Source organism: Rhodosalinus sp., from assembly GCF_046542825.1.
Lineage (GTDB): Bacteria > Pseudomonadota > Alphaproteobacteria > Rhodobacterales > Rhodobacteraceae > Rhodosalinus.
The window spans coordinates 1-26,717 of record NZ_JBKHAQ010000014.1 but is presented as its reverse complement, the minus strand read 5'-3'; the positions used below and the strand labels follow the sequence as shown (position 1 = coordinate 26,717).

Here is a 26,717-nt window from a genome sequence, read left to right as displayed (position 1 = left end):
CCCTCTGCGGTGCTCGGCGCCCCTCTTAGGGCATGGGCGGGCAGGGGGAAAGTGCCGGCAGTTGCGGCCGCGCGGAGCGTTGTGATACCGTCCGTGCACAGGAGGAGACATGCCCGACCCGCGCCGCACCGTCATGCTGCCCGTCGCACGCCAGTGCCGTCTGGTCAGCGCATCGCTGATCGCCGCGATCTGGCGCACGCGCTCGGCCGCGCAGATCGACGCCGCGCTCGACCGGCTGCCCGTGGCACGGCAGACGGGCGTGGTGGCCTCCGTGCTGGCCTTCCTCTTCGGGCTCAGCCTCTTCGCGGCGCAGTTCGGCCTTGTCGGGCTTGCACTCTTCTGGCTGGCGGTGGTGCTCATCATTTCGTGAACGGCGCGTGAGGCGGGGGCGGTTTCGCTGCGCTGCGGCGCGCAAGCTGTTGACGCTGCGTCCATTTCTGCCGCCCGTCGCTCGGTATGCCTTTGCATGCTACTGAAAACAAAGTCATTTTCGCCAACCCACGTTGATCCGGCACGGCCTGTGCGGCGTACCTGACTACAGAACTCGCCAACAGGAAAGGACATCTCTCATGGAACAGCTCCCGATCATTCTCTGCCTCGGCACCCTCGGCTTCGTGGTGGCCTTCGGCTACATCAGCGTGCGCGCGATCGAGAAGCAGATGCGCGATGGCGCCCACCGCAAGTCTTCCCTGTCGCGGGACGGCATCGAGGATCGGCTGCGCCGCGGCGCCACCGACGTCGGCTGAGGCGAGGCGGGAAGCGACGGGCGCGCGCCTCTTCAACCCCAAGTAGAAATCAGCGGCGTTTGGAGCGGCGCCCTGCCTGCGGGGCGCCGTTCGCGTTTCGCCGGCGACAGGACCCGCGATTCGGTGCGCGAAAAAAAAGGCCGAGACTAAGTCTCGGCCCAAGTCCAACAGGGAGGTATGAAGATGATGCGCTGCTAGGCGCCATCGCCTTCGAGTGTCGAAATAGGTGGCAGGACTGAATCGATCAAGCGGTTTCGACCAAACGGTCAGACATGCCGGCTATGCGTTGCGCGCAAGGCTCACGCCAGTTTCTACTCCGCCGCGCGGTCCCGCTGCTGACGCCGCTGCGCGATGATCTCGGCCTGCACGAAGTCCCGGAAGGCGGCGATACGGCGCGACTGGCGCAACTCTTCCGGGTAGGCGAGGAACACCGGCACCTCGTTCGAGACGACATCCGGGAGCACGGGTTGCACTTCGGGGAAGTCGAGCGCCAGGTATTCGGGCAAAACGCCGATGCCCAGACGCGCAAGCACCCCCTGCAGGACACCGAAGTAGTTGTTGACCGTCAGCGTCGAGCGCGGCTGATAGGTCATCAGGTGGCCCACCAGGCTCGCCCCCGCGCTGACCTGGGGCGCGCGCGGGTTCTGACAGATCAGTCGGTGGTGCGACAACTCTTCGGGCGTCTCGGGCGTGCCGTGCTCGCGCAGGTAGTCGGGCGTCGCGAACAGCCGCATCCGCACGCCCATCAGCCGCTTGCGGATCAGGTCCGCCTGGCTGGGCTCCTTCATGCGGATCGCCACGTCGGCCTCGCGCATCGGCAGGTCGAGCACCCGCTCTTCCAGCATCAGGTCGATCTTGAGATCGGGATACTGCGCGTAGAACTTCGCCAGCCGCGGCACCAGCCAGAGCGAGCCGAAGCCGGTGGTCGTGGTGACCTTGAGTTCGCCAAAGACCTCTTCCTCGCTGTCGCGGATGCGCGCGGCGGCGGCTTCGAGCCGCTTGGTCATGGCGCGGGTCGCGTCGAAGAGCAATTCGCCCTGTTCGGTCAGGATCAGGCCGCGGGCATGGCGGTGAAACAGCGTGGCGCCAAGGCTTTCCTCCAGTGCGCGGATCTGCCGGCTGACGGCGGATTGCGACAGGTTGAGCCGTTCGCCGGCGTGGGTGAGCGAGCCGGCATCCGCCACCGCATGGAAGATCCTGAGCTTGTCCCAGTCCATCGTGACTGTCCTTTCGCGCGCGCTTCCCGCGTCTCCTTAATGGCACGAAACGGCCGTGCGCGAAACGCAAAGCGCAATGCTGCAGCGCGGCGAAAGCGCGCGTGCGAAGGGATTGCCCCCTAGGCAGGTCAGTAATTCAGACCTATTATTTCTCGTCAATCAGACTAGATTCGACCCAAGCAGGGAGGCGTGGCATGACGATCCAGAAGGTCTCGCTGAGCGACCGGCTCGACATCACGAAATCCCCCGTTCTTCTGAACGGTACGCAGGCGCTGGTGCGTCTGATGCTGACCCAGAAGGCGCGTGACCGACGCGCGGGACTGAACACCGCGGGCTATGTCACGGGCTACCGCGGCTCGCCGCTGGGCGGTGTCGATATCCAGATGACCCGCGCGCAGAAGCAGCTTGCAGAGAACGACATCCGCTTTCAGCCAGGCCTCAACGAGGATCTGGCGCTGACCGCGGTGTGGGGCAGCCAGCAGGCCGGCCTGCGCGGCGAGGGGAAATACGACGGCGTGTTCGCCCTGTGGTATGGCAAGGGTCCCGGCGTGGACCGCTCGGGCGATGCCATGCGCCACTTCAACATGGCCGGCACCGACGCCAACGGTGGCGCCATCATGGTGATGGGCGACGACCACACCGGCGAATCCTCCACAACCTGCCACCAGTCCGACTGGGCGCTGGTGGACGTGCACATGCCGGTGCTCTCGCCCGCGGGGGTGCAGGAGATCCTCGATTACGGCGTCTACGGCTACGGGCTGTCGCGCTACGCGGGCGTCTGCGTGGGCCTCAAGGCGGTCAAGGACACGGTCGAGGCGACGGCCGTGGTCGATGGCCGGCCCGACCGGATGCAGCTTGTCACCCCCGATTTCCCGCTGCCCGAGGGCGGGCTCAACATCCGCCTTGGCGACCACTGGGTGCCGCAGGAAGAACGCCTGCTGGCGCACAAGCGCTACGCGGCCGAGGCCTTTGCCCGCGCCAACGGCATCGACAAGCGGATCTGGGGCAGGCCGGGGGCGAAGATCGGCTTCGTCTCGGCCGGCAAGAACTGGCTCGACCTCGTCCATGCGCTGACGCTTCTGGGCATCGACGAGGCCGAGGCGGAGCGCCTGGGGATCACCACCTACAAGGTCGGGCAGGTCTGGCCGCTGGACATGGAGGGATTCAAGGACTGGGCCGAGGGGCTCGACCTGATTGTGGTGGTCGAGGAGAAGCGCAAGCTTCTGGAGGTCCAGATCAAGGAGGCGATCTTCGACGACCGCCGCGGCCGGCGCGTCTATGGCGGGCGCAAGAACGGCGAGGTGCTGTTTCCCACGCATTACGCGCTCGATCCCGTGGACATCGCCGCGAAGCTTGGCGCCATCCTGATCGAGGAGGGGCGCGAGACCGACGCGATCCGCGCGGGGCTGGAGCGGCTGGAAGAGGCCCGGCGCGCGGACAACGCGCAGGACATCGCGGCGCGGCTGCCGTATTTCTGCGCCGGCTGCCCGCACAACACCTCGACCCGCGTGCCCGAAGGCAGCCGGGCGGGGGCCGGCATCGGGTGCCACACCATGGCGCTCTGGATGGACCGCGCGACGGAGGGCTTCACGCACATGGGCGCCGAGGGCGCCAACTGGATCGGCGAGGCGCCGTTCTCCACACGCGACCACGTCTTCCAGAACCTCGGCGACGGCACCTACAACCATTCCGGCACGCTGGCGATCCGCGCCGCCATCGCCGCGGGCGTGAACATCACCTACAAGATCCTCTACAACGACGCGGTCGCCATGACCGGCGGGCAGCCCAACGAGGGCGGGCTGACGCCCGACCGCATCGCGCGCGAACTGGTGGCGATGGGCGTGCGCAAGGTGGTCGCGGTCTACGACGAGAAGGAAGAGCCGGACTGGAGCGGCTTCCCCCGCGAGGTCGAGCGCCACGAACGCGCCGAGATGGACAGCGTTCAGAAAACACTGCGCGAGGTCGAGGGCGTCACCGCGATCCTCTACATCCAGACCTGTGCGGCCGAAAAGCGCCGCAGGCGGAAGAAGGGCGCCTTTCCCGACCCGGACCGCCGGGTGTTCATCAATACCGATGTGTGCGAGGGCTGCGGCGATTGCGGCGTGCAGTCGAACTGCGTGGCCATCGTGCCCGTCGAGACAGAGCTTGGCCGCAAGCGGGCCATCGACCAGTCGGCCTGCAACAAGGACTTCTCCTGTCTCAAGGGCTTCTGCCCCTCCTTCGTGACGCTGGAGGGCGCCGAGGTGCGCCGCGAGGCCTCGACCGATCTTTCCCTGCCCGACATGCCGGAGCCCGCGCTGCCCGCGATCGACCGCACATGGAACGTGGTGATGACCGGCGTGGGCGGCACCGGCGTCGTCACGCTGGGCGCCGTGCTGGCGCAGGCAGCGCAGATCGAGGGCAAGGGCGCGGCGATGATCGAGATGGCGGGGCTGGCGCAGAAGGGCGGCGCGGTGCTGATCCACTGCCGCCTGGCCGAGCGCCCGGAGGATATCAGCGCGATCCGCGTGGCCACCGGCGAGGCCGATGCGCTGATCGGCGGCGACCTGGTGGTGAGCGCGGGCGCGAAGACGCTGGGCCTCACCAGCACGGGGCGCACCGGCGCCGTGGTCAACAGCCACCAGATCATCACCGGCGAATTCACCCGCAACACCGAGTTCCGCATCCCCGCCGAGGATCTGACGCTCGCGCTGGAGCGCCGGCTGCGCGACCGGCTGCAAAGCTTCGACGCGACCGAGCTCGCCGCGAAGGTGATGGGCGATTCGATCTTCTCGAACATGATCGTGCTGGGCGCCGCCTGGCAGCGCGGGCTCCTGCCCGTCGGCCGCGAGGCGATCCGCGAGGCCATTCGCCTCAACGGTGCCGCGGTCGAGGCCAACCTGCGCGCCTTCGAGGTGGGCCGCTGGGCCGCGCACGACCCCAAGGCGGTGGACGAGGTCCTGAAGGACAAGGTGCACAGCTTGCCGCAGACGCCGGAGGACCGGATCGCCTATCGCGCCGACCAGCTCACCGCCTATCAGGGCAAGCGGCTGGCGAAACGCTACCGCAAGCTGGTGGACGGCATCGCCGACCCGAAGGTGAAGGAGGCGGTCGCCAGGGGCTATCACAAGCTCCTGTCCTACAAGGACGAATACGAGGTCGCGCGCCTGCTGCTCTCGACGCGGGAGAAGGCGCGCGAGGAGTTCGGCGGCGATTTCCGCATGAGTTTCCACCTCGCGCCGCCGATGCTGACGGGCAAGGATGCGAACGGACGCCCGAAGAAGCGCGAATTCGGCCCCTGGCTGGAAGGCCCCCTGAAGCTGCTGGCACGGCTGCGGTTCCTGCGCGGCACGCCGCTCGATCCCTTCGGCTATTCGGCCGAGCGGCGGATGGAGCGCGCACTGATCCGCGAATACGAACGTGACATGGCCGAGGTGTTGCCGAAGCTCGACGAGACCACGCGCGACGCCGTCGTGGCGCTGGCCGAACTGCCGCTGTCGATCCGCGGCTTCGGCCCGGTGAAGGAAGCCAACGCCGAGAAGGCCGCCAAGCGGCGCGAGGAACTGCTGGCCGTGATCCGGGCCGGCGGCGCGCCGCTGGCCCGCGCCGCGGAGTAGAGCCGGCCGTCACGGCGCTGTTACAGTCTCTGGCGATGACGGCAAAACCGCCTTATGTGAGCCGCGCCAGAGCCGGAGGCCCCTGCGCATGACCCAGCGTCGCACAGCGCGCGACATCAGCTATTACCGCTCCGCGCAGACCCGCGGCGGCCGCGCGATGATCAAGCTCATGGAAAACGCCACCGGGCGCATCGGCCTGATCCGACGGGCGCGCGGCTACGAGCACGAGGTCGCCGCAGGCCGCGATTTCTGGGAGGTGATGGTCGAACGCTATGGCCTCTCGCTGGAGGTGATCCGCGGCTCGATCGACTCGATCCCGCGCACCGGCCCGCTGGTGGTGATCGCGAACCACCCCTACGGCATCCTCGACGGGCTGATGCTGGGGCACATGCTGTCGGTCGTGCGGGGCGATTTCCGCATCCTCGCGCACAAGGTGTTCCGCAAGGCTGCCGACCTCGAGCGTGTCATCCTTCCGGTCAATTTCGACGAAACGCGCGAGGCGCAGCGCGAGACGCTGGAGACCCGGCGCGAGGCGCTGCGCTATCTCTCCGCCGGCGGCTGCATCGGGGTCTTTCCGGGCGGCACCGTCTCGACCGCCGCACGCCCCTTCGCGCGCCCTATGGACCCCGGCTGGCGCAGCTTCACCGCCCGGATGATCGCGCGCTCGGACGCGACCGTGCTGCCTGTCTATTTCGACGGCACCACCTCGCGCCTTTTTCAGCTGGCCAGCCATCTGCATTACACGCTGCGCATGGGGCTGCTGATCTCGGAGTTTCGCAAGCGGGTCGACGCGCCCGTGCGCGTGGCGATCGGCGAGCCGATCCCCCAGGCAGAGCTGATGGCGCGCGCCGGCGACACGCGGGCGATGATGGACTTCCTGCGCCGCAAGACCTATGAGCTGTCGCCGGAGCCGCTTCGCAGTGACGAATACGGCTTCGAGTTCGAGGAACGGCACCGCCTTCCGGGGCGGGACGAGCGGCAGCGCGTCTACTGACAGGGGCGCGCGCGACAGGCGGGCGGCATGGCGGTTGGCATTTTCGATTCCGGTCTGGGCGGGCTTACGGTGCTCGACGCGGTCACGCGGCGGTTGCCGGATGTGCCCTTCGTCTATCTGGGCGACAACCGCAACGCGCCCTATGGCGTGCGCACCGCCGACGACGTGACGGAGCTGACAAGACGCGGGGTGACGCGGCTCTGGGACGAGGGCTGTGACCTCGTGATCCTTGCCTGCAACACCGCGTCGGCCGCCGCGCTGCGCCGGTTGCAGGAGACCTGGGTGCCGCCCGACAAGCGCGTGCTCGGCGTCTTCGTGCCGCTGATCGAGGCGCTGACAGAACGGCAGTGGGGCGACAACTCGCCCCCGCGCGAGGTGGCGGTCAGGAACGTCGCGCTTTTCGCCACGCCCGCGACGGTCGCCTCCCGCGCGTTCCAGCGCGAGCTTGCGTTCCGCGCCATCGGCGTCGATGTCGAGGCGCAGGCCTGCGGCGGCGTGGTCGACGCGATCGAGGAGGGCGACCTGATCCTCGCCGAGGCGCTGGTGCGCAGCCATGTCGAGGCGCTTCTGCGGAAGATGCCGCAGCCGGAGGCGGCGGTGCTGGGCTGCACCCACTACCCGTTGATGGAACAGGTCTTCCGCGACGCGCTGGGGCCGGATGTCGCGGTCTATTCGCAGCCGCAGATCGTGGCTGACAGCCTTGCCGACTACCTCGCGCGCCGCCCCGAGATGCTGGGGGCGGGGAAAGACGCGGGGTTCTTCACGACGGGGGACGCGCGCCGGGTCTCTGACCGGGCGGTGCAGTTCCTGCGGCGCGAGATCGCCTTTCTTGGCGCCTGAAAATCCAGACGAAAGCCATTGCCATGACAGCAAAAATCGCCATTCTCGGCGCCTCGGGCTATACCGGGGCAGAGCTTGTCCGGCTGATCGCCACGCACGGGCGGATGGAGATCGCCGCGCTCACCGCCGACCGCAAGGCCGGCTGCCCGATGGCAGAGGTCTTTCCCCATCTGCGCCACCTCGACCTGCCGATGTTGACGCGAATCGAGGAGGTCGATTTTTCCGGCATCGACCTGGTGTTCTGCGCGCTGCCTCACGCAACGAGCCAGGCGGTGATCGCGGGCCTGCCGCGTGATCTGAAGATCGTGGACCTCTCCGCCGACTTCCGCCTGCGCGACCCGGCTGACTACGAACGCTGGTACGGCAAGCCCCACGCCGCGCCCGAGCTGCAGAAGGAAGCCGTCTACGGGTTGACCGAGTTCTACCGGGACGAGATCCGCGGCGCCCGACTGGTGGCCGGCACAGGCTGCAACGCCGCCACCGGGCAATACGCGCTGCGCCCGCTGATCGCCGCGGGTGTCATCGACCTCGACGATATCCTGCTGGACCTCAAGTGCGCCGTCTCCGGCGCCGGCCGGTCGCTGAAGGAGAACCTGCTGCACGCCGAACTCTCCGAAGGCTACCACGCCTACGCCGCCGGCGGCGCGCACCGGCACCTGGGCGAGTTCGACCAGGAGTTCTCGCGCGTTGCGGGCCGCCCCGTGCGCGTCCGCTTCACGCCGCACCTGATCCCGGCGAACCGCGGCATCCTGGCCAGCGTCCATGTCGCGGGCGACGCCCGCACCGTGCATGACACGCTGTCGCAGGCCTATGCCGGGGAACCCTTCCTGCACGTCCTGCCCTATGCAGAGCTTCCCTCGACCCGCCATGTAAGAGGTTCGAATTACTGCCATATCGGCGTGATCGAGGACCGGCACCCGGGGCGCTCGATGGTGGTCGCTGCGCTCGACAATCTGACCAAGGGCAGTTCCGGTCAGGCTTTGCAGAACGCCAACCTGATGCTAGATATTCCGGAACACACCGGGCTTACGCTCGCGCCCTGTTTCCCGTGAGGAACCGCAGATGAAAGGCCTCAAGAAAAAGCGCCGCGTCCAGATCATCATGGTTGCGACCTTCGCCCTGATCCTCTCCACCGCGCTGGTCGGCTACGCCATGCGCGACGGCATCAACTTCTTCCGCGCACCCAGCCAGATCCTCGCCGAACCGCCCGCGCCGACCGAGGTGTTCCGCATCGGCGGGCTGGTCGAACAAGACAGCATCGTGCGCGGCCAGGGCGAGACCGTGCGCTTCACCGTCACTGACGGCGGTGCGTCCGTGCCCGTTGTCTTCACCGGGGTGCTTCCGGACCTCTTCTCCGAGAACGAGGGCATGGTGGGCACCGGCCGCTACGTCGATGGCGTCTTCGAGGCCACCGAGATCCTCGCCAAGCACGACGAGACCTACATGCCCAAGGAAGTGGCCGACGCGCTCGAGGAGCAGGGCCTTTACCGCCACGCCGAGGGCAACGAAGGCTCCTGATCCGCCTGTCAGGGTCTCCGGCCTGTTCCAATATCCCCCGGGTGGAGCCGCGACAAATCCGGTGCGGCGCTGAGGCCGTATCCTCCACGCTGCGGTTCGTGTTGATGATCGCGCGACGGGGGACGGGCGCAGTGCGAGCACGAGGTGGGCACATGCGCAGCGCCTTCTCGCCCTGTCGCCGCTTCCGGTTCTCGATGCGGCGGTCCTTGGGGAGGACGCTGCCCATTTTGTAGTCCACCGCCCTGTCCGAGTTGGGAGACCAGGCGCTGCCGGCAGGCTGATGCGGGTGGGCCGCGCGCTCTTGGTGGGTAGGGGCGGGGCGCCGGTGCTGTCGTGCCGACGACGGCCGGGCGAGGGCACGGGAACAGCAGAGCCTGCATCCCGTTGATCCTTCGTCCCACGACGGAGCGGCCATGCGTGCCCTTGCCCCCGGTTTGTCGGTCATCGCGGCGCCCGTCGCCCTGCAGGCGCGGGGCTGCGCGCCGCTCGACTGCACCGCCTGCCACGACGAAGGTGAGGACCTGCGCCTCGCCACGGCGAACGCGCCGCAGCTGACCGGGCTGCCCGCCGTGGTATTGCCCATTGGTTGCGCGGCCAGCGCGACGGCATGCAGCTGCATCATCAGATGCAGGCCGCGCCCCCGCTGCCGCACCATGTGCCAGCCGCCCACGCCGCGCCGGCGCCGCGCGACCTGCGTCGGGCGCTTCATGCCGCGGCAGAGGAAGCGGGCGAAGCCGGTCTCGCAGCTCCGACCGCGCACCATGGCGCACCGCGAGATGCGCGGCCGCGCGCTCGCAAGGCGATCTGCCACGGTCTGGACGACGGCGGGCGAGGAGAGGACGCGGCTTTCGCGCTCCCTGGCGCCGCAACGGGCCGCGATCGGAAACAGCGGCACCGTGACCCGCTTCTGCTGCGGCGTCCCCCGCGTTTCGGGCCTGGCCGGCCCGTCATGCCCCCGCCGCGGCGGGAACTGACCCGCGTAGCTGACCGACAGAGCCAGGAGACCCCGCCATGCCCGACAGCCCGAAGATCCCCCCACAGCATCAGGACCGGATGCCGGCAATGGAAGCGCCGATGGAGCCTGCGCCGGATTTTGCGCCCCGGCATCCAGGGACCGGCAAACTGGCCGGCAAGGTCGCGCTGATCACGGGCGGCGACAGCGGGATCGGGCGCGCCATCTCGGTGCTCTTCGCGCGCGAAGGTGCGCAGCTCGGCATCGCGTATCTGGACGAGCACGATGACGCGGCAGAGACGAAGCGGCTGGTCGAGGCCGAAGGCAGCAAGGCGGTCGCCATACCGGGCGACCTGGGCCGCAAGGAGCAATGCGTTCACGCGGTCGAAAAGACCCTCGAGGCCTTCGGGCGGCTCGACATCCTGATCAACCACGCCGCGCAGCAGTACATGGACGCCGACTTCACGGAACTGGACGAAGCGACGCTGCGGCGCAGCTTCGACAGCAACGTGATGAGCTATGTGTTCTGCACGCAGGCGGCCCTGCCGCATCTGCCGCAGGGCGGGTCCATCATCTGCACCTCCTCGGTGAATGCCTACAAGGGCAACGCGGCCCTGATCGCCTACTCCGCGACACGCGGCGCCTCGCTGGCCTTTGCGCGGGCGATGGCCCAGCTGTTGACGCCCAGGGGAATTCGCGTGAACGCCGTGGCGCCCGGCCCGGTCTGGACCCCCTTCATTCCCGGCACCTTCCCGGCAGAGAAGGTCGAGGATTTCGGCAGTCACGTGCCGATGGGCCGGCCCGGTCAGCCGTGGGAAATCGCGACGGCCTATCTCTTTCTCGCCTCCGATGACGGCAGCTACTACTCGGGCCAGTGCCTTCACCCCAACGGCGGTGTGATCGTGAACGCCTAGCTGTCCGAAATGCGCCCAGCGGCCAGCGCAGGAGCGCCGCGCCAGCCTCAGCCGAAGGCGCCACCCGTCACCGCCTGTTCGATCTCCGGGCCGGCGCGCAGATGGCCTCGGCGTCTGCCGTGTCGAGCCTTTGCCGCCGTGGCAACGGATTTCCACAGGCGGAAGGGGTCAACCCCACCTCACGGGTCCGCTGCCGTTCTGCCGCCCCGCGGGGTGCTGCGCGGCCCAGCCGGCCCCCATCGCCACCGTGCAATCCGGCCGCCCCGTGTTCCCTGCGCCCGCTGATGCGGGAGGGCGGACGAGTTGCGGAAACCGGCGATCCCGGTGGGACCGGCGGGGAAATGCCCCTGGCCTCGTGCCACGGCATCCCTGGCGGGCAGCCCGTCCTGAGGAAAACGCGCCTGACCCGTCGATCGCGTCGGGGCCAAGCCAGGGGTCAAAAGCGCCGCGCCGGCGCAACGCGCGCCGAGCCAGCCCCGGGTTAACCGCAACGCGACAGGCTCTCCGCGTCCCCAGGCAGGAGGCATGCCATGCGCAGCGTGCGAGAGATCGCAGAAGAGATCGTGGACCGCGAGGGCGGCTACACGAACGACCCCGACGACCCTGGCGGTGCGACCAACCACGGCGTCACGATCCACACCATGCGGCGCCTGGGTCTGGACCTCGACGGCGACGGCGCGGTGACAGAGGCTGACGTGCGCCGGCTCTCGCGCGATCGGGCGGTCGACATCTTCCTGCGCCACTATTTTGAGGCGCCAGGCATCGCCGGGCTGCCAGAGGTGCTGCAGGCGTCGGTCTTCGACATGCAGGTCAACGCGGGCGCCAACGCGGTGAAGATCCTGCAGCGGCTTCTGTGCGACATGGGGCTGAAGGTGGCGGTCGACGGCGTGATCGGGCCGCAGACGGCGCGCGCGGCCGCCGAGGCCGCGGCGCTCGCGCCCGGGCACCTGGCGGATGCCTACGGCATCGCGCGGCGCAACTATTACTTCCGCCTCGCCGACCGGCGCCCCGCCAGCCGCAAGTACGCCCGCCGCCGCGACGGCGGCAAGGGCGGCTGGATCGCGCGCGCGGAGGAGTTCATCTCGCCCCGCTACCACATGACCGAGGCGGAGTTCCGCGCACGGGTGGCGTCATGGGACTGATCGCGCGTCTGCTCGACGCGCTCTTCGGGGGCGAGCGCAACGTCATCGCCGAGACGGCGGAGGTCTTCCGCGTCAATGCCGAGGCCGAGGCCGCCCGCGGGGCCGACGCGCAGGCCGCGGCGCTGGCGCAGTTCGCGGCCGAGTTCGCGCACCCCCGGCGCGGTCCCTTCGACCGGCTGGTGGACGGACTCAACCGCCTGCCGCGGCCGGCGATGGCGCTGGGCACGCTCGCGCTTTTCGCCGCGGCGATGGCGGCGCCGGTGTGGTTCACCGAGCGGATGCGCGCGCTGTCGGCCGTGCCGGAGCCGCTGTGGTGGCTGCTGGGCGCGGTGGTCAGCTTCTATTTCGGTGCCCGGCATCAGGCCAAGGGGCAGGAGTTCCAGCGTGCGCTTGCCGCCGGCGTTCTGCGCGCGGCGCCTGCGGTCGCGGGGCAGGGCAGGGCGCCGTCCGGGCGATCCGAGACCGGCAACGACCGCCCGGAGCCGAACCCCGCGCTCGCCGACTGGCGTAGGGGACAGGAGGTGGCCGCGACACGGTGACCGGCGCAACGATTCCGATTGGCTGGCGCGGGATCTGCGATTATGTTCGGGCTCATGATTACAGAGCTCGGTCACTTCGCCCTCGTCCTCGCCTTCGTCGTGGCGATCGTGCAATCCGTCGTGCCGCTGGTCGGCGCGCACAAACGCTGGCCCGGCTGGATGGCCGTTGGAGAGCCTGCGGCAACCACCCATCTCCTGCTGGTGGGCTTTTCCTTCGCCGCGCTGACCTGGGCCTTCGTCACCTCGGACTTCAGCCTGCAACTCGTGACGATGAATTCCCACTCGGCCAAGCCGATGATCTACAAGATCACCGGCGTCTGGGGGAACCACGAGGGGTCGATGCTGCTGTGGGTGCTGATCCTGGCGCTCTTCGGCGCGATGGCGGCCTGGTTCGGGGGCAACCTGCCGCCCACGCTGCGCGCGCGGGTGCTGGCCGTTCAGGGCATGGTGGGCGTGGCCTTCATCGCCTTCACCATCTTCACCTCGAATCCCTTCATCCGGCTGGCCACGCCGCCCTTCGACGGGCAGGATCTGAACCCCTTGCTGCAGGATCCGGGCCTCGCCTTCCATCCGCCGTTCCTCTACCTCGGCTACGTCGGCCTCTCGATCTGCTTCAGCTTCGCGGTGGCCGCGCTGCTGGAGGGACGGGTGGATGCCGCCTGGGGGCGCTGGGTGCGGCCCTGGACGCTGGCGGCCTGGGTGTTCCTGACCATCGGCATCGCGCTTGGATCCTGGTGGGCCTATTACGAGCTTGGCTGGGGCGGCTTCTGGTTCTGGGACCCGGTCGAGAACGCGAGCTTCATGCCCTGGCTGCTGGCCGTTGCGCTCTTGCACTCCGCCATCGTGGTGGAAAAGCGCGAGGCGCTGAAGAGCTGGACCATCCTGCTGGCGATCATTGCCTTCGGCTTCTCGCTGATCGGCACCTTCATCGTGCGCTCCGGCCTGCTGACCAGCGTGCATGCCTTCGCCACGGACCCCGAGCGGGGGGTCTTCATCCTGCTGATCCTGGCGGTCTTCATGGGCGGCGCGCTGACCCTTTTCGCGGCGCGTGCCAGCATCATGGAGGCGCGCGGCGTCTTCGGGATGGCAAGCCGCGAATCGGCGCTTGTGGCCAACAACGTGCTGCTGGCGGTGTCCTGCATGGTGGTCTTCGTGGGCACCATGTGGCCGATGGTGGCCGAGATGTTCTTTGACAGGAAGCTCAGCGTCGGGCCGCCCTTCTTCGACGCGGCCTTCACGCCCTTCATGGTGGTGCTGGGCGCGATCCTGCCGGTGGGTGCGATCATGCCGTGGAAGCGGGCGCGCATCGGCCGTGCGATGCGCACGCTGACGCCCGCGCTGATCCTGGCGCTGTCGGTCGGCGGCCTGACATGGGCGATGCAGACCGGCAACTCGCTGCTTGGTCCCGTCGGCCTCTTCCTGGGCGCCTGGCTCGTCTCGGGCGCGGCCACGGACCTGTGGCAGCGCGCCGGCGGCACGGCCGGCAGGCTGACCCGCCTGCCGCGCGCCGACTGGGGCCGCGCGGTGGCGCATTCCGGCTTCGGCGTCACGATCCTTGCGATCGCCGGGCTGCTCGCCTGGGAACAGGAGGATATCCGCGTCGTGCAGGAAGGCGAAAGCTGGGAGATGGCGGGCTTCACCCTGACGCTGGAAGAAGTGCGCGATCTGCCCTTCGACCCGAGCGAGGGGCGCAACTATTACTCGACCATGGGCTTCGTGAGCGTTGCGAGGGACGGGCGCGAGATCGCGACCCTGACGCCGGAGAAGCGCAACTATCCCGTCGCGCGGATGCCCACGACCGAGGCCGGCATCGATTATCGCGTCCTGCGCGACGTCTACGTCGTGCTGGGCGACCGGCAGGACGACGGCGGCTGGGCGGTGCGCACCTATCTCAAGCCGCTGGCCAACTGGATCTGGGCGGGCTCGGCGCTGATGGCGCTGGGCGGGGCGCTCAGCCTGTCGGACCGCCGCTACCGCGTCGCCGCCGGCGCGCGCAAGACCAGGGCCGCCCCGGCCGCGGGGGTGCCCGCGGAATGAGACGCCTGATCCTGATCCTTGCCTTGCTGGCCACGCCGCTCGCCGCGGTTGAGCCCGACGAGGTGCTGGACGACCCCGTGCTGGAGCAACGTGCGCGCGCGATCTCCGAGGATCTGCGCTGCATGGTCTGCCAGAACGAGAGCATCGACGAATCGAACGCGCCGCTCGCGCGCGACATGCGGCTGCTGGTGCGCGAGCGGCTGGTCGCGGGCGACACCGACGACGAGGTGCGCGCCTTCGTCGTCGAGCGTTACGGCGAGTTCGCGCTCTTCAGCCCGCCCGTGACGGGCGCCAACTGGATCCTCTGGGGCGCCGGGCCCGCGATGATGCTGATCGCGGCACTGATCGCCGGGCTCTACCTTCGTGGCCGTTCGCGGGCCAGGCCGACGTCCGACGAGGATCTCTCGTCCGAGGAGCAGGCACGCCTCAAGGCGCTTCTGGGCGACTGACCCCTTTCGTTCGCCATCCGATGCGGTAGAACCGTCCCGGACGCGACACGGAGGGGGCGCCGCATGGAGTATCAGACCATCACGCTGGAGATCGCCGAGGACATCGCGGTGGTGCGGCTGAACCGCCCCGACGTGATGAACGCGATGAACACGCAGATGCGGGCCGAGATCGGCCATGCCGTGCGCATGGCCGGCGAGGGCGCTCGCGTCGTCGTGCTGACCGGAGAGGGGCGCGCCTTCTGTTCCGGCCAGGACCTGGGCGACGAGCAGGACGCGGCCAACATGGACCTCGAGCGCATCCTGCGCGATGAATACGTGCCGATGCTGCGCGCGATCTACGACTGCCCGGTGCCGGTGGTCTCTGCGGTCAACGGGGCTGCGGCGGGGGCGGGGGCGAACCTTGCACTGGCGGCCGACGTGGTGATCGCCACCGAGAGCGCCTATTTCATGCAGGCCTTCACCCGCATCGGCCTGATCCCGGACGCGGGCGGCACATGGCTGCTGCCGCGGCAGATCGGTCTTGCCAAGGCGATGGGGGCTGCACTTTTCGCTGAGCGGATCAGCGCGCGGCAGGCCGATGCCTGGGGCATGATCTGGGAGGCGGTTGAGGACGATGCCTTCGATGCGCATTGGCGCAAGCGGGCCGCGCATCTGGCCCAGGGCCCGACGCGGGCCTACAATGCCGTGCGGCAGGCGATCCGTGGCGCCTTCGAGGCCGGGCTCGAAGACCAGCTGATGCTGGAGGCGCAGTTGCAGGGCCAGTGTGGCAAGACCCGCGATTTCCAGGAGGGTGTCGTCGCCTTCCTGGAAAAGCGCCCCGCGAAATACGAAGGGCGCTGAGGCGCCTGAGGTGTTGCAGCAGGCTGCGCACCATGCCGGCCACAGCCGCGATCGTTTCCTGCACCACGGCGCGGTGGCCGTGGCGCTTCGCAAGGCATCGGTCGGCGGAGAGGCGCATGAGCTTCACCCCGCGGAGGGCCGTGCGATCGTGCGCGCCCCTGTGCCCTATGTTCAGCGGCAGCACGTCCGCCTGCAAGCGGTCGAGGCGGTGAGGCTGTTCTATCCGCCTCCCCGTGCAGCCCTGGTCCTGACTGGAAGGACAGGATCGCCCGGCCCCGGGGCGCAGCCTTCGACACATACGGCGAGGCGCTGCACCATGCAAGGAAACGGGGCCATGAAACGAAACGGGGCGCGGCCTCGACGCCGCGTCCCGTTTCTGCGTTCCGCCGCCCGCGGTGGCGTGTCAGTGCCTCAGCGGTTCTCGATGTCGACGTAGTCCCGCTCGGTCGCCCCGAGGTAAAGCTGCCGCGGGCGGCCGATCTTCATCTGCGGGTCGGCGATCATTTCCTTCCACTGGCTGATCCAGCCCACGGTGCGCGACACCGCGAAGATCGGTGTGAACATCGAGGTGGGGAAGCCCATCGCCTCGAGGATGATGCCCGAGTAGAAGTCGACGTTGGGAAAGAGCTTCTTTTCGGCGAAGTAGTCGTCGGACAGCGCGATGCGTTCCAGTTCCTTGGCGACCTGGAGGATCTTGTTGTTCTCCACGCCCAGAAGCTCCAGCACCTCGTCGGCCGACTGCTTCATCACCTTCGCGCGCGGGTCGAAGTTCTTGTAGACCCGGTGGCCGAAGCCCATCAGGCGGAAGGGGTCGTTCTTGTCCTTCGCGCGCTCGATGTAGTCGGGGATGTTCTCGACCTCGCCGATCTGCTTGAGCATCTCCAGGCAGGCCTGGTTCGCGCCGCCGTGCGCGGGCCCCCAGAGACAGGCGATGCCGGCTGCGATGCAGGCGAAGGGATTGGCCCCCGAGGACGAGGCCAGCCGCACCGTCGAGGTCGAGGCATTCTGTTCGTGGTCCGCGTGCAGGGTGAAGATGCGGTCCATCGCACGGCTGAGGATCGGGTTGACCTGATACTCCTCGGCCGGCACGGCAAAGCACATCCGCAGGAAGTTCGACGCGTAGTCGAGATCGTTGCGCGGATAGACGAAGGGCTGGCCGATGGAATACTTGTAGGCCCAGGCGGCGATCGTCGGCATCTTGGCGATCAGCCGGATCGAGGCGACCTCGCGCTGCCACGGGTCCGAAATATCCGTCGAGTCGTGGTAGAAGGCCGACATCGCGCCCACCACGCCGACCATGATGGCCATCGGATGCGCGTCACGGCGGAAGCCACGGAAGAAGTTCTGCATCTGCTCATGCAGCATGGTGTGCATTGTGACGCGGTTTTCGAAATCCTCGAGCTGCGCGGCAGAGGGCAGCTCGCCGTAAAGCAGCAGGTAGCACACCTCCAGGTAATGCGACTTTTCCGCCAGCTGGTCGATCGGGTAGCCGCGGTGCAGCAGTTCGCCCTTGTCCCCGTCGATGAAGGTTATGGTCGAGTCGCAGGACGCGGTGGAGGTGTAGCCGGGATCGTAGGTGAACACGCCCGCCTGCGCATAGAGCTTGCGGATGTCGATCACGTCGGGCCCTGCGGTCGGGCTGAACATCGGCAACTCGTAGCTGTCGCCGTCGATGGTCAGCTTGGCCGACTTGGTGCTGTCAGGCATTTGGATACCCTCGTTCTCGGGCCCGTGGCGCGCACGCCCGGGCGATTGATTCCCGAAACCGCGGGCCGGCGCACCGGCCCCTTCAGTCCCTGCCCGCCGCGGCCTCTTCGAGCCGCGCCAGGGTTTCCTCCCGTCCCAGCACCAGCATCATGTCGAAGACGCTCGGGCTGACCGTCCGGCCCGCGAGCGCGGCGCGCAGCGGCGCCGCCAGCTTGCCGAACTTGATGCCGTTCTCTTCTGCGGCCCGGGTCGCGACCGCCTCGAGCGCGTCGCGCGTCCAGCTAGCATTTCGCAGCTGCGGCGTCAATTCCGACAGTATACCGCGGGATACAGTGTCAAGTGCCTGCGCGGCCTTTTCGTCTCGTTCGATCGGGCGCTGCGCGAGGAGAAAATTTGCCTTTTCAAGGAGTTCCACGAAGGTTTTTGCGCGCTCCTTGAGCTGCGGCATGGCCGCCAGCATCATCCGTTCCTGCGGGTCGGAGAGCGGCGGGCGCCCGGTCGCGGCCATGAATTCCTTGAGCTCATGCAGCAGCGCAGCATCTTCCGCCGCCGCGATATTGCGCCCGCTGATGCTGTCGAGCTTCTTCATGTCGAGCCGTGCAGGCGCCTTGTTGATTCCCTCCAGCGTGAACAGCGACTTGAGTTCCGCGTCGGAGAAGACCTCCTGGTCGCCGTGGCTCCACCCCAGGCGGGCAAGGTAGTTGCGCATCGCCGCCGCCGGATAGCCCATGTCGCGGTATTCGGTCAGCGACACCGCGCCGTGGCGCTTGCTCAGCTTCTTGCCGTCCGGCCCGTGGATCAGCGGAATATGCGCCCAGACCGGCACCTCCCAGCCCATCGCGCGATAGATCTGCATCTGTCGCGCCGCGTTGTTGAGGTGATCGTCGCCCCGGATCACATGCGTCACGCCCATGTCGTGATCGTCCACAACGACGGCCAGCATGTAGACCGGGCTGCCGTCCGAGCGCAGCAGCACCATGTCGTCAAGCTGATCGTTGCGGATGGTGACATTGCCCTGCACCGCGTCCGCGATCACCGTCTCGCCCTCGCGCGGGGCCTTCAGCCGGATCACAAAGGGAGCATCCGGGTGCGTCGCCGGGTCGGTGTCGCGCCACGGGCTGCGGTAGAGGGTCGAGCGCCCCTCGGCCCGTGCCGCCTCGCGGAAGGCGTCGATTTCCTCCTGCGTGGCGAAGCACTTGTAGGCGGTGCCCTCGGCCAGCATCTGCCGCGCGACCGCGGCGTGACGGTCCGCGCGCGCCGCCTGGCTCACCGCCTCGCCGTCGTGGTCGAGGCCCAGCCAGTCGAGCCCGTCGAGGATCGCCTGCGTGGCCTCGGGGGTCGAGCGCGCGCGGTCCGTGTCCTCGATCCGGAGCAGGAAGCGCCCGCCGCGCCCGCGCGCGAAGAGCCAGTTGAAGAGCGCGGTGCGTGCCCCGCCGATATGCAGGAATCCCGTGGGCGACGGGGCGAAGCGGGTGACGACCTCGGCTGTCATGCGGCGCATTTTCTCCTTGTCGTCAGGCGGGGCGCGCGGGACGCGGCGCCTGTCTAGCGGCGGGCGCTGCGCAGGACAAGGCGCAGGGCGGCCCTTAACCGTCGGTTAACCTTGCACGGTCTATGTGCAGCCCGGCCGGTCGTGCCGGCGGAGGCAAGGCGCATGGAAGAGGACGGCGCGCTCTGGCGGGTGCTGCTGCGCCAGCAGGGTCATCTCTTTCCCTGGGCACCGGTCGTGCTGGCCTGCGGCATCGGCCTCTATTTCGCCCTGCCGGTCGAGCCGGCGCCATGGACACTCGTTGCGGCCGGGGTCGGGGCGCTGGCCGCAGGTGGGTTTGCGGTGCGCCTCGGCCCCGCACTGGCGCCGCTTCTCTGGCTGCCCGCGCTCGTGGCCGCCGGGCTCGCGCTGGCGGGCGGGCGCGCGCATTTGGTTGCCGCGCCGGTGCTGGACTTCCGCTACTACGGTCCGATCGAGGGGCGCGTGGTCGCCATCGACCGCTCCGCCTCGGACGCCATACGCCTGACGCTCGACCGGGTGGTTCTGGAACGCACCGATCCCGCGCGCCTGCCGGGCCGGGTGCGCGTCTCGCTGCATGGCGAGGCGGCGGAGCGCGTGCCGCCCGCGGGGGCCACCGCGATCCTGACCGCCTGGCTCTCGCCGCCGCAGGGGCCGGTAGAGCCCGGCGGCTTCGACTTTCGCCGCCATGCCTGGTTCCAGGGGTTGGGCGCGGTGGGCTACGCGCGCACGCCTGTCCTGCTGCTGGCCCCGCCGGAGGGGGCCGAACTTGTCGTCACCCGCGCGCGCATGGGGCTGTCGGCGCGCGTGCAGGCGGCCTTGCCGGGAGAGGCGGGGGCCTTCGCCGCCGCCGTCCTGTCGGGCGACCGCTCGGGGATGAGCCTTGCCACCATCGAGGATTTGCGCGACTCGAACCTCGCGCATCTGCTGGCGATCTCGGGCCTGCACATGGGGCTTCTGGCCGGCTTCGTCTTTGCCGTGCTCCGGCTGGGGCTGGTGCTGCTGCCGCGCGTGGGTCCGCGCCTGCCGGCCAAGAAGATTGCGGCGGGCGGCGCGTTGATCGCCGCGGCCGGCTACCTTGTCCTTTCGGGCGGCAACGTGGCGACCGAGCGCGCCTTCGTCATGGCGGCGGTGGCGCTCGTTGCGGTGATGCTGGACCGCCGCGCCTTCAGCCTGCGCGCCGTCGCGCTGGCCGCGCTCATCATCCTCGCCTGGCAGCCGGAGGCGCTGCTGGGCCCCGGATTCCAGATGTCCTTCGCCGCCACGACCGCGCTGGTCGCGGTCTTCGCCGCATTGCGCGACGCCGACCTTCCGGCATTGCCGCGCTGGACGCGGCCTGTGACTGCGGTCGTCGTCTCCTCTGCTGTCGCGGGACTGGCCACAGCGCCGGTCGCGGCGGCGCATTTCAACCAGTTCGCGCATTACGGGCTGATCGCCAACCTCGCGTCCGTTCCCCTGATGGGCACGGTGGTCATCCCCGCCGGCGTTCTCGCCGCGGTGGTGATGCCGCTGGGGCTGGAGGCATGGCCGCTCTGGGTCATGGGGCTGGGGCTCGACTGGATGCTTGGCGTGGCGGATTGGGCCGCGGGGCTGGAGGGCGCGGTGCGCCCTATCCCGGCGCCGCCCGGCGTGGTGCTGACGCTGATGGCCGTGGGCGCGCTCTTCGTCATGCTCTGGCAGGGGCGCGCCCGCTGGGCGGGCGCCGCGCCGGTCGCGCTCTCGCTCGTGCTCTGGGCCGGGGCCGAGCGGCCGCCGATCCTGATCGCCGAAGGGGGCGCTTTGGTCGGCGTGATGACGGAGGAGGGGCGCGCGCTCAGCAAGACGCGCGGTGCCGGATTCGCCGCCGCGGTCTGGCTGGAGAACGACGGTGACGCGGCGGAGCGCGCGGTGGCCGCCGCGCGCTGGCCAGACGCCGGGCCGGTGCGCCATCTCTGGAGCAAGCGCGGGGTGGCGGGATTCGACGGCTGCGCGCCGGGCGAGATCGTCGTGCTGACCGAACGTTACGAGGGCCCGTCGCAGCCCTGCCTGCTGATAGACGCGGCAAGGATGGAGGGCGCGGGCAGTCTCGCGCTCTACCCCGGCGAGGCGGGAGTGCGGATCGAAAGCGCGACGCTGCGCGAAGGGCGACGGCTGTGGAGCCCGGCCGGGGCGGGGGGCGTGCCGGAACGGCTTGCGGCGCTGGAGGCTTCCGGGCGCTGAGCCGTCAGTACATGCGGATCAGGCCCACGAGTTTGCCCTGCACCTTCACGCTGCCGCGCGGAAGCACGCGCGTCTCGTAGGCCGGGTTCGCGGCCTCCAGCAGGATCATCTCGCCCTTGCGCCTGAAGCGCTTGAGCGTGGCCTCATACCCCTCCACCTGCGCGACGACGATGTCGCCGGTCTGCGCATCGGACGTCTCCCGGATCACCACGACATCACCGTCGTTGATCCCAGCCTCGATCATCGAATCGCCCTTGACCTCGAGCGCGTAGTGCCGGCCCTGGGCGGCCAGCATGGCGCCCGGCACGGCGATCTGCGGGTTTTCGTCTGCTATGGCCTCGATCGGCGTGCCGGCGGCGATCCGGCCCAGCAGCGGCAGTTCGGTGACGCTGCCGGCCGGCACATCCGCCCTGGCGGGCAGGGCGCGGGCGCCGCGTGGCTTCGCGCCGCGGTCGCCCTCGATCACGCGCAGCCCGCCCTGCGCCTTCGGTCCGAGACTATCGGGCAGCTTCACGATCTCGATGGCGCGGGCCCGGTGGGCGAGGCGGCGGATGAAGCCGCGCTCTTCCAGCGCGGTGATCAGCCGGTGGATGCCGGACTTCGAGCGCAGGTCCAGCGCCTCCTTCATCTCGTCGAAACTGGGCGGGACGCCGTCGCGCTGCACACGCTCGTTGATGAAGCGCAGGAGGTCCAGTTGCTTGCGGGTCAGCATGGGCCGTGCTCTCCGATACCCTCGATTGTGGTATGTTCTACCCATGTTCCCGTTTTGTGTCAAGCTTATCCCCAACGAGTGCTGTCAGGGGCGCGGCAGCGGCAGGTATTCGACCGTCTCGCCCGCAGCGCGCGGCCCGTCGGAGGGTGGGCGGATCAGCAGCGCGTCGGCCTCGGCCATCAGCGACAGCAGCGCGCTGTCCTGGCTGGCGAAGGGCTCGAGGCCCTCGGGCCCGAGGCGGGCGCGCATGTAGTGCTCGCGCGGGCCGTTGGCCGCGATGTCGCGGGCGAGGGGGGCGGTCAGGCGCGGTGCCGGCGCGGCGCCGAGGCCCAGCATCTTGCGGATCACCGGCGCCACGAAGACCGTGCCGCAGACGATGGCCGAGACCGGGTTGCCCGGCAGCCCGATCATCGCCGACGCCCCAAGCCGCCCCGCCATCAGGGGCTTTCCCGGGCGCATCGCCACCTTGTAGAAGGCCGTGTCCATCCCCAGTGCCGCGGCGACCGGCGCCACGAGATCATGGTCGCCGACCGAGGCGCCGCCCACCGTCAGGATCAGGTCCGCGCCCTGGGCCAGCTGCAGCCCGGCGCGCAGCGAGCTTTCGGTGTCGCGCGCGATGGGCAGGATGCGCGCCTCGGCCCCCTCGGCCTCGAGCAGCGCGGCAAGCGCGAAGACGTTGGAGGCCACGATCTGATCGTCGCCGGGGGCCTCGCCCGGCATCACCAGCTCGTCGCCGGTGGACAGGATCGCGACCGACGGCCGGCGCGTCACCCGGACCTCCGGCAGGTTCATCGCGGCCAGCAGGGCCAGATCGGCCGCCGACAGCCGGCGCGGGGCGGCCACCCGGTCGCCCGCGCGAAAATCCGCACCCGCGGGGCGGACGTGCGGGCCGGGGCCCGGCGTGCCGGTTACAGTGGCCATGTCGCCCTCGCGCGTCACGTCCTCCTGGATCACGACGCGGTCGGTGCCCTCGGGCATCGGCGCGCCGGTGAAGATGCGCACCGCCTCGCCGGACCCCACGCGGCCCGCGAAACGGCGGCCGGCGGGCGCCTCTCCGATCACGGTGAAGCGTGCGCCCGGCGCCACCGCGTCGCCGCGCACGGCGTAGCCGTCCATGGCCGAGGCGGGAAAGGGGGGCTGGTCGCGCAGGGCTGTCGCGTCCTCGGCCAGCACGCGGCCCGCGGCGACGCGCAGCGGCACGGTCTCGGGCTCCAGCGGCGCGACCAGCGCGAAGAGCCGTTCCAGCGCCTCGGCGACGGAGATCATTGCGCCTCGTAACGGCCGGACTTGCCGCCGTCCTTGAGCACCACGCGCAGGCCGCCGATCTCCATCGCGCGGTCGGCGGCCTTGAGCATGTCGTAGACGGTGAGCGCGGCGACCGAGGCGGCGGTCAGCGCCTCCATCTCGACGCCGGTGCGTCCCGTCGTCCTGGCCGTCGCGGTCAGCCGCAGGCCGGGAAGGTCACGGTCCGGCACGACGTCCAGCGTGACCGACGACAGCGGCAGGGGATGGCAGAGCGGAATCAGATCGGCGGTGCGTTTCGCGCCCATGATCCCGGCCAGCCGCGCCACGCCCGCAACGTCGCCTTTCTTCGCGCGGCCCTCCTCGATCAGCGCGAGTGTCTCGGGCGCCATGCGCACCCAGGCCTCCGCGCGCGCGATGCGGTCGGTCTCGGGCTTGTCCGAGACGTCGACCATGCGCGCCGCGCCGGCCTCGTCGAAATGGGTCAGCCTGGGCATCGCGCGCCTTACATCCCTCCGGGCATCAGGGGCCGCGCCAGCAGGTCCCTTGTCGCCTGCGTCACGTCCTCGGCCCGCATCAGGCTTTCGCCGATCAGGAAGCAGCGCGTGCCGTAGCGCGCGATGTCGGCCAGGTCGTCCGCCGTGGCAAGGCCGCTTTCAGACACCACGATACGGTCGGCAGGCACATGGCGCACCAGTTTGCGGGTCACGTCGAGCGAGGTCTCGAAGGTCCTGAGGTCGCGGTTGTTGATCCCCAGCAGGCGCGAGGAAAGCTTCGCCGCGCGTTCGAGGTCCGCATCGTCATGCACCTCGATCAGCGCGTCCATGCCCCAGTCCTGCGCCGCGGCTTCCAGCTCGGCGGCCTGCGCGTCCGACACGGCGGCCATGATGATCAGGATGCAGTCCGCCCCCAGCGCGCGGGCCTCGGCCACCTGATAGGGATCGTAGAGGAAATCCTTGCGCAGGACGGGCAGCGAACAGGCCCCGCGCGCCTCGGTCAGGTCGGATTTCGATCCCTGGAAGCTCGGCGCGTCGGTCAGCACCGAAAGACAGGCGGCGCCGCCGGCCTCGTAGGCTGCGGCCAGCTCGGCCGGGTCGAAGGGATCGCGGATCAGCCCCTTTGACGGCGAGGCCTTCTTGATTTCCGCGATCAGCCCGTAGCCCGTCTTGGACGCCTGCAACAACGCCTCTGCAAAGGAGCGAACCGCGGGCGCGGCGCGCGCTTCCGCATCGACTTCCTCGAGCGGCTTCGCGGCCTTGCAGGCGGCAATCTCCTCGAGCTTGTAGGCGGCGATGCGGTCCAGAACGGTATCGGTCATTTGGCTTCCTTCGTGATGCGGGCGAGCGCCTCGACCTTGCCGAGCGCCGCTCCGCTGTCGATGCTTTCGGCGGCCATCGCAACGCCTTCGGCGGCATCCCCAGCCCGCCCCGCGACGATCAGCGCCGCCGCGGCGTTCAGCAGCACCGCGTCGCGGTAGGCAGAGGGCGCTCCGGCTAGCAACGCGCGAAACGCGGACGCGTTCTCCGCGGGCGTGCCGCCAAGGATCGACTCGAAGGGCTGCGGGGCAAGGCCGAAGTCCTCGGGGTGCAGCTCGCGTTCCTCGATGCTGCCGTCTTCCTCGAGCGCGACCAGCCGCGTGGGCCCGGCGATGCTGATCTCGTCGGTGCCGTCGCCGCCGTGCACGAGCCAGGCGCGCTCGGATCCCAGGCGCTTCAGCGTCTCGGCCATCGGGCGCAGAAGCGCGGCCGAGAAGGCGCCGGTGAGCTGGCGCGCCACGCCCGCCGGATTGGTGAGCGGGCCCAGGATGTTGAAGATCGTGCGCGTGCCAAGCTCGGCCCGCACCGGGCCGACGTGCGCCATCGCGGGGTGGTGCATCGGCGCCATCATGAAGCCGATGCCGACCTCTGCCAGCGCGCGCTCGACCACGGGGGCGTGCACCATCACGTTCACGCCCATCTGCGACAGCGCGTCCGCCGCGCCGGATTTCGAGCTGAGGTTGCGGTTGCCGTGCTTGGCGACCGGCACGCCGGCAGCTGCCACGACGAAGGCGGCGGCGGTCGAGATGTTCAGCGTGCCCTTGCCATCGCCGCCGGTGCCCACGATGTCCATCGCGCCCGCCGGCGCCGCCACCCGGTGGCACTTGGCGCGCATCACGGCCGCGGCGGCTGCGTATTCGTCCACCGTTTCGCCCCGCGTGCGCAGGGCCATCAGGAAGCCGCCCATCTGCGCCGGCGTGGCCTCGCCCTCGAAGAGGCAGCGAAAGGCGCCCTCGGCCTCGGCCACGGTCAGCGGACGCTCGGCCGCGAGGCCGATCAGCGGCTTGAGGCTTTCGGTCATCCGGCGGCGGCGCAGGCGGAGACGCGATGCGGACCAAGACCGCAGGTGCCGCAGCCCCGCCCGCCCCGGTTGCGGGCGCCTGCCGACGAGAGAACGACCCAGTTGTGGAACTGCAGCAGCATGTGCGGCCCGTCTGCACGAAGGGGTGGAGGGGAACGCCCCTGTCGCGCTATACATGCTCAGGCTTGCGCAACACCGTCAAGGGGGGCAGGCGGCGGCCGGGGCAGGGCCGCGACAGGGGCACAACGGGCAAGAGGACGCAGGCAGTGGCACGCGGGGCAGTCTCAGGTTTCATCGTTGGCGCGGCGGTCGTCGCGCTGGGGGCCGCCGGTCTCGCCTTTGTCGCAGGGCCGCCGCCCGAACGCGGGGCGCCTGCCGAGCGGGCAGGGGATCCGGACGCGGCGCGGTCCGTGGGTGGAACGGCCGGCGCGCCCGCGCAGGCGGAGGCCGACGAGGATACGCAGGCTGCACCGTCCGACCCGGGCGGGGACACCCCGGCCGAAGAGCGGCGCGCGCCCACGGGCGCGGAGGCCGGGACGGATCTCTCCGCGCCGGCGGGATCGCTGTTCGAGGCGGCGCGGGAGGATCGCCCGGCCGAGTTGCCTTCCGCCGAGGCGCTTCCCGACGCGCCCGAGGACGCGCCGCGGGCCGACGCGCCGGCGCCGGATGACCCCGCCGCGCTGGAGGATGCCGCCCGCCGCGCGGCCGAGGTGCCCGAGACGGGCGCCCCCGCAGACGGGATGTCGCCCCCGGCCGCCGCCGCAGAGGGCGCGGGTGTCACGGCGGGCCCTTCGGATGCAAGCGCCGGGCCGCGCACCGGGGCCGCCGGGGATGCCCCGCAGGCGCCCGGGGCAGAGGCCGGGCCCGCGCGACCCGCCACGCCGGCGCAGCCCGCCAGGGAGACCGGCGAGGATCTCGCCGGCCTTGACGCGCCGGCAGGCACCGGCAGATCGCCCGGGGTGCCGGCGCGACCGGCGCCGGAGGGGCCCGAACGGCCCGGCGCGCCACCGGGCACCGCGGCACTGGATCCCGATGCGCCCGCGGCACTGGACGATGCCGCGCGCCGGGCCGCCGAGGCGCCGGACACCGACCTGTCCGACGACAGGATCGCCGTCCCGCCGGGCGCCTCGGACAGTGCGGATGTGGCTCTGGGCGATCCGGAGTCTGGCGCCGTGTCGCGCCCCGGGGACGCGGGCGATGCCCCTCGGCCGCCCGGCACCGAGGCCGCA

Annotated in this window: 22 protein-coding genes and 2 pseudogenes; 15 read left to right on the top strand and 9 right to left on the bottom strand. The window is 70.0% G+C overall.

Features of this window, described 5'->3' with window-relative positions; translation table 11 throughout:
• Positions 1-109 precede the first annotated feature (109 nt).
• On the top strand, positions 110-370 hold the full coding sequence (locus ACLFOB_RS03500; RefSeq protein ID WP_410918598.1) for a hypothetical protein: 261 nt from the start codon (positions 110-112) through the stop codon (positions 368-370).
• A 199-nt stretch (positions 371-569) separates the two neighbouring features.
• Positions 570-746 (top strand): hypothetical protein, encoded by a 177-nt coding sequence (locus ACLFOB_RS03495; RefSeq protein ID WP_410918597.1) that lies wholly within the window; start codon positions 570-572, stop codon positions 744-746.
• Positions 747-1,057: 311 nt separating this feature from the next.
• On the opposite strand, the gene ACLFOB_RS03490 is transcribed toward ACLFOB_RS03495, so the two are convergent.
• Positions 1,058-1,963: a LysR family transcriptional regulator gene (locus tag ACLFOB_RS03490; RefSeq protein WP_410918596.1), complete on the bottom strand. Its 906-nt coding sequence runs from the start codon at positions 1,961-1,963 to the stop codon at positions 1,058-1,060.
• 194 nt (positions 1,964-2,157) lie between these two features.
• On the opposite strand from ACLFOB_RS03490, the gene ACLFOB_RS03485 reads away from it, so the two are divergent.
• The 11 genes from ACLFOB_RS03485 to ACLFOB_RS03435 all read left to right on the top strand — a co-directional run bounded on the left by ACLFOB_RS03485 (position 2,158) and on the right by ACLFOB_RS03435 (position 15,784).
• Entirely contained in the window at positions 2,158-5,559 is a 3,402-nt protein-coding gene (locus tag ACLFOB_RS03485; RefSeq protein ID WP_410924886.1) for an indolepyruvate ferredoxin oxidoreductase family protein, read from the top strand.
• Positions 5,560-5,647: 88 nt separating this feature from the next.
• Positions 5,648-6,553, top strand: a complete 906-nt coding sequence (locus ACLFOB_RS03480; RefSeq protein ID WP_410916071.1) for a lysophospholipid acyltransferase family protein — start codon at positions 5,648-5,650, stop codon at positions 6,551-6,553.
• A gap of 27 nt (positions 6,554-6,580) precedes the next feature.
• Positions 6,581-7,393 carry a glutamate racemase gene (locus ACLFOB_RS03475; protein WP_410924885.1) on the top strand — a complete coding sequence of 271 codons (813 nt, stop codon included), beginning with the start codon at positions 6,581-6,583 and terminating at the stop codon, positions 7,391-7,393.
• A 23-nt stretch (positions 7,394-7,416) separates the two neighbouring features.
• Positions 7,417-8,445 carry an N-acetyl-gamma-glutamyl-phosphate reductase gene (gene argC, locus ACLFOB_RS03470; protein WP_410924883.1) on the top strand — a complete coding sequence of 343 codons (1,029 nt, stop codon included), beginning with the start codon at positions 7,417-7,419 and terminating at the stop codon, positions 8,443-8,445.
• Between the two features lie 10 nt (positions 8,446-8,455).
• Positions 8,456-8,911 carry a cytochrome c maturation protein CcmE gene (gene ccmE, locus ACLFOB_RS03465; protein WP_410916074.1) on the top strand — a complete coding sequence of 152 codons (456 nt, stop codon included), beginning with the start codon at positions 8,456-8,458 and terminating at the stop codon, positions 8,909-8,911.
• Positions 8,912-9,922: 1,011 nt separating this feature from the next.
• On the top strand, positions 9,923-10,777 hold the full coding sequence (locus tag ACLFOB_RS03460) for an SDR family oxidoreductase (RefSeq protein WP_410916075.1): 855 nt from the start codon (positions 9,923-9,925) through the stop codon (positions 10,775-10,777).
• A gap of 530 nt (positions 10,778-11,307) precedes the next feature.
• Positions 11,308-11,919, top strand: a complete 612-nt coding sequence (locus tag ACLFOB_RS03455) for a holin-associated N-acetylmuramidase (protein ID WP_410916076.1) — start codon at positions 11,308-11,310, stop codon at positions 11,917-11,919.
• Complete coding sequence (locus tag ACLFOB_RS03450; RefSeq protein ID WP_410924881.1) at positions 11,910-12,458, top strand: 3TM-type holin; 549 nt, start codon at positions 11,910-11,912, stop codon at positions 12,456-12,458. The genes ACLFOB_RS03455 and ACLFOB_RS03450 overlap by 10 nt, the downstream gene beginning before the upstream one ends.
• Positions 12,459-12,512: 54 nt before the next feature.
• Complete coding sequence (locus tag ACLFOB_RS03445; RefSeq protein WP_410916083.1) at positions 12,513-14,495, top strand: heme lyase CcmF/NrfE family subunit; 1,983 nt, start codon at positions 12,513-12,515, stop codon at positions 14,493-14,495.
• Positions 14,492-14,944 (top strand): cytochrome c-type biogenesis protein, encoded by a 453-nt coding sequence (locus ACLFOB_RS03440; protein WP_410916078.1) that lies wholly within the window; start codon positions 14,492-14,494, stop codon positions 14,942-14,944. Before ACLFOB_RS03445 ends, ACLFOB_RS03440 begins: the two co-directional genes overlap by 4 nt.
• A 63-nt stretch (positions 14,945-15,007) precedes the next feature.
• Positions 15,008-15,784 (top strand): enoyl-CoA hydratase-related protein, encoded by a 777-nt coding sequence (locus tag ACLFOB_RS03435; protein ID WP_410916079.1) that lies wholly within the window; start codon positions 15,008-15,010, stop codon positions 15,782-15,784.
• 43 nt (positions 15,785-15,827) lie between these two features.
• Here ACLFOB_RS03435 and ACLFOB_RS03430 read toward each other — a convergent pair.
• The 3 genes and pseudogenes from ACLFOB_RS03430 to gltX form a co-directional block, all read right to left on the bottom strand.
• Positions 15,828-15,902 (bottom strand): annotated as a pseudogene (locus ACLFOB_RS03430) (oxidase); the annotation flags it as partial.
• A gap of 293 nt (positions 15,903-16,195) precedes the next feature.
• Entirely contained in the window at positions 16,196-17,491 is a 1,296-nt protein-coding gene (gltA, locus tag ACLFOB_RS03425) for a citrate synthase (RefSeq protein WP_410916080.1), read from the bottom strand.
• Positions 17,492-17,573: 82 nt separating this feature from the next.
• Complete coding sequence (gene gltX, locus ACLFOB_RS03420) at positions 17,574-18,983, bottom strand: glutamate--tRNA ligase (protein WP_410924879.1); 1,410 nt, start codon at positions 18,981-18,983, stop codon at positions 17,574-17,576.
• Between the two features lie 162 nt (positions 18,984-19,145).
• On the opposite strand from gltX, the gene ACLFOB_RS03415 reads away from it, so the two are divergent.
• On the top strand, positions 19,146-21,197 hold the full coding sequence (locus tag ACLFOB_RS03415) for a ComEC/Rec2 family competence protein (protein WP_410924878.1): 2,052 nt from the start codon (positions 19,146-19,148) through the stop codon (positions 21,195-21,197).
• 4 nt (positions 21,198-21,201) lie between these two features.
• Here ACLFOB_RS03415 and lexA read toward each other — a convergent pair whose 3' ends face one another.
• The 5 genes from lexA to trpD all read right to left on the bottom strand — a co-directional run bounded on the left by lexA (position 21,202) and on the right by trpD (position 25,488).
• Entirely contained in the window at positions 21,202-21,909 is a 708-nt protein-coding gene (gene lexA, locus ACLFOB_RS03410) for a transcriptional repressor LexA (RefSeq protein ID WP_410924876.1), read from the bottom strand.
• Between the two features lie 84 nt (positions 21,910-21,993).
• The gene (glp, locus tag ACLFOB_RS03405) at positions 21,994-23,175 is read right to left on the bottom strand and encodes a gephyrin-like molybdotransferase Glp (RefSeq protein WP_410924874.1); all 1,182 of its coding nucleotides are present in this window, start codon (positions 23,173-23,175) and stop codon (positions 21,994-21,996) included.
• Positions 23,172-23,648 (bottom strand): cyclic pyranopterin monophosphate synthase MoaC, encoded by a 477-nt coding sequence (moaC, locus tag ACLFOB_RS03400; RefSeq protein ID WP_410918007.1) that lies wholly within the window; start codon positions 23,646-23,648, stop codon positions 23,172-23,174. Before moaC ends, glp begins: the two co-directional genes overlap by 4 nt.
• Positions 23,649-23,656: 8 nt before the next feature.
• The gene (gene trpC, locus ACLFOB_RS03395) at positions 23,657-24,469 is read right to left on the bottom strand and encodes an indole-3-glycerol phosphate synthase TrpC (protein ID WP_410918008.1); all 813 of its coding nucleotides are present in this window, start codon (positions 24,467-24,469) and stop codon (positions 23,657-23,659) included.
• On the bottom strand, positions 24,466-25,488 hold the full coding sequence (trpD, locus tag ACLFOB_RS03390) for an anthranilate phosphoribosyltransferase (protein ID WP_410918009.1): 1,023 nt from the start codon (positions 25,486-25,488) through the stop codon (positions 24,466-24,468). The genes trpC and trpD overlap by 4 nt, the downstream gene beginning before the upstream one ends.
• Before the next feature lie 266 nt (positions 25,489-25,754).
• Here trpD and ACLFOB_RS03385 point away from each other — a divergent pair.
• Positions 25,755-26,717: pseudogene (locus ACLFOB_RS03385) on the top strand (hypothetical protein); the annotation flags it as partial.

Bases quoted from the DNA above. Each gene is read 5' to 3' on its own strand.
- ACLFOB_RS03500 (WP_410918598.1), top strand. From the start codon at position 110: ATGCCCGACCCGCGCCGCACCGTCATGCTGCCCGTCGCACGCCAGTGC.
- ACLFOB_RS03495 (WP_410918597.1), top strand. From the start codon at position 570: ATGGAACAGCTCCCGATCATTCTCTGCCTCGGCACCCTCGGCTTCGTG.
- ACLFOB_RS03490 (WP_410918596.1), bottom strand. From the start codon at position 1,963: ATGGACTGGGACAAGCTCAGGATCTTCCATGCGGTGGCGGATGCCGGC.
- ACLFOB_RS03485 (WP_410924886.1), top strand. From the start codon at position 2,158: ATGACGATCCAGAAGGTCTCGCTGAGCGACCGGCTCGACATCACGAAA.
- ACLFOB_RS03480 (WP_410916071.1), top strand. From the start codon at position 5,648: ATGACCCAGCGTCGCACAGCGCGCGACATCAGCTATTACCGCTCCGCG.
- ACLFOB_RS03475 (WP_410924885.1), top strand. From the start codon at position 6,581: ATGGCGGTTGGCATTTTCGATTCCGGTCTGGGCGGGCTTACGGTGCTC.
- argC (WP_410924883.1), top strand. From the start codon at position 7,417: ATGACAGCAAAAATCGCCATTCTCGGCGCCTCGGGCTATACCGGGGCA.
- ccmE (WP_410916074.1), top strand. From the start codon at position 8,456: ATGAAAGGCCTCAAGAAAAAGCGCCGCGTCCAGATCATCATGGTTGCG.
- ACLFOB_RS03460 (WP_410916075.1), top strand. From the start codon at position 9,923: ATGCCCGACAGCCCGAAGATCCCCCCACAGCATCAGGACCGGATGCCG.
- ACLFOB_RS03455 (WP_410916076.1), top strand. From the start codon at position 11,308: ATGCGCAGCGTGCGAGAGATCGCAGAAGAGATCGTGGACCGCGAGGGC.
- ACLFOB_RS03450 (WP_410924881.1), top strand. From the start codon at position 11,910: ATGGGACTGATCGCGCGTCTGCTCGACGCGCTCTTCGGGGGCGAGCGC.
- ACLFOB_RS03445 (WP_410916083.1), top strand. From the start codon at position 12,513: ATGATTACAGAGCTCGGTCACTTCGCCCTCGTCCTCGCCTTCGTCGTG.
- ACLFOB_RS03440 (WP_410916078.1), top strand. From the start codon at position 14,492: ATGAGACGCCTGATCCTGATCCTTGCCTTGCTGGCCACGCCGCTCGCC.
- ACLFOB_RS03435 (WP_410916079.1), top strand. From the start codon at position 15,008: ATGGAGTATCAGACCATCACGCTGGAGATCGCCGAGGACATCGCGGTG.
- gltA (WP_410916080.1), bottom strand. From the start codon at position 17,491: ATGCCTGACAGCACCAAGTCGGCCAAGCTGACCATCGACGGCGACAGC.
- gltX (WP_410924879.1), bottom strand. From the start codon at position 18,983: ATGACAGCCGAGGTCGTCACCCGCTTCGCCCCGTCGCCCACGGGATTC.
- ACLFOB_RS03415 (WP_410924878.1), top strand. From the start codon at position 19,146: ATGGAAGAGGACGGCGCGCTCTGGCGGGTGCTGCTGCGCCAGCAGGGT.
- lexA (WP_410924876.1), bottom strand. From the start codon at position 21,909: ATGCTGACCCGCAAGCAACTGGACCTCCTGCGCTTCATCAACGAGCGT.
- glp (WP_410924874.1), bottom strand. From the start codon at position 23,175: ATGATCTCCGTCGCCGAGGCGCTGGAACGGCTCTTCGCGCTGGTCGCG.
- moaC (WP_410918007.1), bottom strand. From the start codon at position 23,648: ATGCCCAGGCTGACCCATTTCGACGAGGCCGGCGCGGCGCGCATGGTC.
- trpC (WP_410918008.1), bottom strand. From the start codon at position 24,469: ATGACCGATACCGTTCTGGACCGCATCGCCGCCTACAAGCTCGAGGAG.
- trpD (WP_410918009.1), bottom strand. From the start codon at position 25,488: ATGACCGAAAGCCTCAAGCCGCTGATCGGCCTCGCGGCCGAGCGTCCG.